Source organism: Lentilactobacillus senioris, assembly GCF_026798195.1.
Lineage (GTDB): Bacteria > Bacillota > Bacilli > Lactobacillales > Lactobacillaceae > Lentilactobacillus > Lentilactobacillus senioris_A.
In genome coordinates this window covers 1-4,581 of sequence record NZ_JAPQEZ010000021.1, presented here as the reverse complement: position 1 = coordinate 4,581, position 4,581 = coordinate 1, and the positions used below count along the sequence as shown (strand labels likewise).

Sequence of the window (4,581 nt, the reverse complement as noted above, 5' to 3'; positions counted from 1 at the left end):
GGCATACACTAAAAGTAAATTCAGGAGAATCAGCAGACCGAGTGAAACGAGGTCAATGCGCACTTACACCCTTGACACCTGTCAAGGGTAGATTTAATCCCCATTTTGATGGGGATTATTTGTATTAGAAGGCTAGCGCCAACGATCAAAGACCTAGAGCTAAATCTCAAGATTAATCAATCACATTGTGAAAAATCCAATGGCTATAAGCAAGACGAGCACCAGGAGTAATCACCCAGGGGTGATTAATTTCGAAAATTTGAATTTCAGTTGCTAAGTAAAGTGGCGTCTTACCATGATTAAAAGCAAAAACGGGTTGCGGAAAATCAGGCTTACTAGCAACTTGATGAACACTTTGACGAGAGTTCATCTGCCACCGAGTTTTTAAATCTTCACGCGACAATAATTGTGGTAATTGTGTTTTTTCAATTTGAGCTTGTTGCTGCAACTTTTGTGTAAAGGCTTGTTTAGTCTTGTTTTGGTGCCAATCATCAAACAGCTCATATTTGTTGGTTTTAAAATCTAAATCCATAAGGACAACCTCCTAACCAAAATCAATCTGATCCAGCATCGTTTCGGTACTAGCCTGGTCTAAGCCTAAATAAGCTAAAGTCATCGCCTCACTGGAATGATTGAGCAAATTCATGACTAAGCCAATATTATAATTTGATTGCGTGTAAACGCGATAAGCACCGGTTTTGCGCATTGTATGGGTCCCTAGATAATTAATGCCTAACAGCTCGCCAACCTTACTCATAATTTTGTAGAACTGTTTTTCCGTGATATGGCGTTCGGGGTGTTGAATGGAAGGAAAGAGCCATTCAGAATCCAGCTGATGATCAAGTAGCCATTGGCGATACAATAAGAGCTCTGTTTGAACTGGTTTAAGGTACAAGGTATTAGGCTTACCCGTTTTTCGATCGTGAATGAACGCATTTTGTTTAATAGACCCGTCCGNTCTGTTTGAACTGGTTTAAGGTACAAGGTATTAGGCTTACCCGTTTTTCGATCGTGAATGAACGCATTTTGTTTAATAGACCCGTCCGGATTAAAAATATCGGTCTGTTTTAAACCCATAACGTCACTCACTCGCAACAGTGTCGCTTTACCAACTTGAAAAATCGTATAGTTACGTCGGCCAGCTTTAAAGTTATTGAGTAACGTATCTTGAACCTCTTTGAGAACGTTTGAATCTTTGATGGGTAAGACAACTTGTTGCATAGTTTTAGCTCCTTAAAAAATTGATTTTTAGTACAAATTAAAGTACAATATTAAGTACAATGAAAGGGTGGTAAATATGACATTAGCACTAACACAGAGCGATTTTCGCGCTAACCTAAAAAAATATTTAGATCAAGTTAATGACGAAGACGAAACCGTTTATATTGCTCGTTCAAATAGTCGCGCAGTAGCCATCGTTTCACAAGAAAAAATGGACTGGCTAGAAAGAGCATTAAAAGCTAAAGAAGGTTCGTTAGAATATGCAATTGCACGTGATCAGTTAATTAAACGCCATGTTTTACCTGACGATGAAATTGTTGAATCAGATGATGATTATTGGGGTCAGTTTAAATAATGAAAAAACTAAGATTTAAACCACGTGCAACCTTTAATGCTGATCTAAAACGGCTAGCCAGTTTAGACAAATCTATTATTGATGAAGTTCGAGCAGCCATTGACCTGTTGCTTGAGCAACAACAATTACCACCAGAATTTGAAGATCATGAGCTTAATCGGCGAATGAGCGGTTATAATGAATTTCACTTACGAGATACCCCGAAAAACAAAACACCAAGCGAAACTAACGATGTCCTGGTGGTTTATACGATTGATAAAGATGAACTAGTCTTAATTGGCATTCGAGTCGGATCACATGATCGTTTATTTCCTGGTCAAAATCGTGCTAAAAGGTATCGAAAAAATAACGAATAAAAGAAGCTATTTCTGGTATATAAAAATAAATAACCCCTAATATCTACATTATAGATATTAGGGGTTATTCTTTCAACGTTTTCGAGGGGTGATTTGTAAGTTATAGTCCCTAATATAGGGACAAAGCTTATTTGAAAGTTTTTCTCAAACACATCATGTATTTTAGACTGTGCCACTATTATTCTCTGTTATACCAGCCAGAAACGCCCTTTTTGTACATTTTATAAGTTCTTTTTTCAGTCAAACGTGCACGTTGTAACCGTCGTTTTTGCATTTTCCATCACCCCAAAGCCTTACTCGCTTTTTCACTTTAATCATTTATTTATATATTTCATATTAATGATAAGTATGCCGCTTTTACTAATAAACCACCTAATGATTATTGTGATTACAACAAAAAAATAAGTACCCACTCAAGACCATGCTGGTCAAGATGTGGCTACTTATTTAGTCGGTTATGATTGACGTTTGTCATTCAATTGTTTTTCTAATTCTTTAATCTTCTTCTGCTTGCGGCGAATGTACCAGATCAGCAAGATGATCAAGAGTAAAATCAAGAGGCCAATGCCGATATACAGCCACCAGTTAGGGCCCTGCTTCAAGACCGCCGTCTGATTCAGATTAGTGGCCTCGCCCTGCGTAATCACGAAGTTCTGCTTAAATTGCCAGTGCTGCTTCTTGGATTTGACCTTGACGACTGCGGTGTACTTGCCAGCCTTCAGAGCATTTTGTCCGGTTCGCACCGGTAATTTGTAGATTGAACTGGGTGCCATCTGACCGTTAGTCAAATTTTGATGGTAGACTACTTTTTGGCCGCCACGATGGTAAATCTTGATCTTCGTTTGGACCTTATTCAAGTAGGCCGCCGTGTGGTTCACTAACGGAAAGTTGATGACGTTGCGGCCGTTGAGTTGCTCGACCGTGATCTTGTTCATCGTGAGGTGGTTCGTCGTCAAATCGCGATCACCATGCAGAACAACGGCTTCAGTATAGGCATACTGATTATTGACCGCGACCGCCTTTTTTGTTTCAGCGGCCGTTGCCTTTTTCAAGAAAGTCAGCCCACCAGCCAAGATACCGTCATACGATTTGGCCGGCATCTTGATTTGAAACTTGACGGTCTTAACTTGTCCCTTATCCAGCTTAACTTCGGACTGGTCAGTCGTCACCAGTTTGGCTAAATCATACGGCAAATCCGCACTTTTATTTTCAGTCGCCCGCTGATAAGCTACCACACCATTGATGTTGGTCGTCGCCTTGGAAATCCCAACATTGATCGTAATTGGCGCATTCGAGGTGTTGTGCACCTTCACCGCAATGGTCTGGGTCTGTTTTGGTTTTAACTTCAAATCAAAGTACGAGACGTTCGAATCGACTTGACTACTCGAACGTACCGGACTGATCTCAAATCCCACGGCCGAATCAGCCTTCGCTGATTGGGCCATGCCACCCATGAACAGACTCATCACACCGACTAATGCCGTTGCTAATAATGCTCGCAATCGTTTCCCCACACTCATCACGCCTTTTCTCTCAAATTAAGTCAGGATATTGGTTCGACCAACATCATCATACCACTAGTAGGCTTCACGCTCACTTTAGTTAGATGGCGTAGCGCCGTTAGATGGCGTATCGCCCAAGTTCCAAGTCAACGTTGTCGTGTAGCCTTGAGCGAGCTTAGGCGTTGCACCCGGAACAGCCAGTGTAGAACCGCCGAACGTAAACGTCGAGATTCCGTTACCGTCACCAGCTAAAGCTGAAGCAACCGTGCCTGCAGCGCCATTAGTGGTCGTACCGCTCGTCGTCGTTCCAGGAGTCAAAGTGGCGTTCCCCGTATTAACCGTTGAATCACTTGAAACTTTGGTGCTAGCAACCGTCAAGGCAGCTTTCGTCAACGCTGAGCCACTCGCATCCGTCTTCGTATTGAATTGTTGGCCTTGTGCCACGGTCAATGACCAGCCGGCATTCGTCCCCCGCAAATCACTAACTTTTACCGTTGGCGTGGTCGAAGCATTCAAAGTCGCATCAGCTGCCGAAATCGTGCTTTTCCCAAATGAAAGGTTCGTATTATCCACCACTGACAATGATAGTGTCCCACTTGAGAAGGCCACATCACCTGTCGACGTATTCGTATTATCCGTATCCGCGGCGTTTGCAACCACCGTATTTGTCCCTAAAAGTCCAGCAACAACCATTAATCCCAAAACCATTTTTTTCATTACAATCAGCTCCCTTTCAAGTACCTGATTTATTCACAAAGAGCCTCAGCTCTGGTATGGTTAAATTGCTAAACAAAACCACATGAGAGAAGATGGCTCTATATTGAAAACTTTACAATAAATGGCATTAAATTTCAACCGCGCGTTTTATAATCAAGTTAGCCAAATACTTTTAGCTAATTGATAAGGCAAATTCTATAATTAATCCGAACAGAAATTAAAAAGCCCAAAGCAATCGCTTACAATGGTAGTAGCTAATTCCAACCAAGATAGGGAGTGATTACTTTGGGTACATCTACTTTATCACGTTTTCAACGAGGCGCACTAGCACAACTGGTCAATGAGGGGAATAAATCTTACCAAGTAATGACTGACGCCTAAGGCGTCGCCAAAGCTACGATTAGCTATGAGTTGGACCGGGTTAAACCTT

General features: G+C 41.6%; 5 protein-coding genes and 2 pseudogenes. 3 read left to right on the top strand and 4 right to left on the bottom strand.

Annotated features, from left to right (window positions below; translation table 11 throughout):
• Window positions 1-172 precede the first annotated feature (172 nt).
• Window positions 173-532 carry a hypothetical protein gene (locus OXT66_RS09495; protein WP_255033803.1) on the bottom strand — a complete coding sequence of 120 codons (360 nt, stop codon included), beginning with the start codon at window positions 530-532 and terminating at the stop codon, window positions 173-175.
• Window positions 533-544: 12 nt separating this feature from the next.
• Window positions 545-1,221 (bottom strand): annotated as a pseudogene (locus tag OXT66_RS09680) (site-specific integrase).
• 76 nt (window positions 1,222-1,297) lie between these two features.
• On the opposite strand from OXT66_RS09680, the gene OXT66_RS09480 reads away from it, so the two are divergent.
• Window positions 1,298-1,576 carry a type II toxin-antitoxin system Phd/YefM family antitoxin gene (locus tag OXT66_RS09480; RefSeq protein ID WP_003586674.1) on the top strand — a complete coding sequence of 93 codons (279 nt, stop codon included), beginning with the start codon at window positions 1,298-1,300 and terminating at the stop codon, window positions 1,574-1,576.
• Entirely contained in the window at window positions 1,576-1,932 is a 357-nt protein-coding gene (locus OXT66_RS09475; RefSeq protein WP_025016519.1) for a type II toxin-antitoxin system YafQ family toxin, read from the top strand. The genes OXT66_RS09480 and OXT66_RS09475 overlap by 1 nt, the downstream gene beginning before the upstream one ends.
• Before the next feature lie 455 nt (window positions 1,933-2,387).
• On the opposite strand, the gene OXT66_RS09470 is transcribed toward OXT66_RS09475, so the two are convergent.
• Window positions 2,388-3,446: a DUF916 and DUF3324 domain-containing protein gene (locus tag OXT66_RS09470; RefSeq protein ID WP_370349794.1), complete on the bottom strand. Its 1,059-nt coding sequence runs from the start codon at window positions 3,444-3,446 to the stop codon at window positions 2,388-2,390.
• Window positions 3,447-3,530: 84 nt separating this feature from the next.
• Window positions 3,531-4,151 carry a WxL domain-containing protein gene (locus OXT66_RS09465; RefSeq protein WP_255033798.1) on the bottom strand — a complete coding sequence of 207 codons (621 nt, stop codon included), beginning with the start codon at window positions 4,149-4,151 and terminating at the stop codon, window positions 3,531-3,533.
• Window positions 4,152-4,436: 285 nt separating this feature from the next.
• Here OXT66_RS09465 and OXT66_RS09460 point away from each other — a divergent pair.
• Window positions 4,437-4,529, top strand: a pseudogene (locus OXT66_RS09460) (IS30 family transposase); the annotation flags it as partial.
• Between the last annotated feature and the right edge of the window lie 52 nt (window positions 4,530-4,581).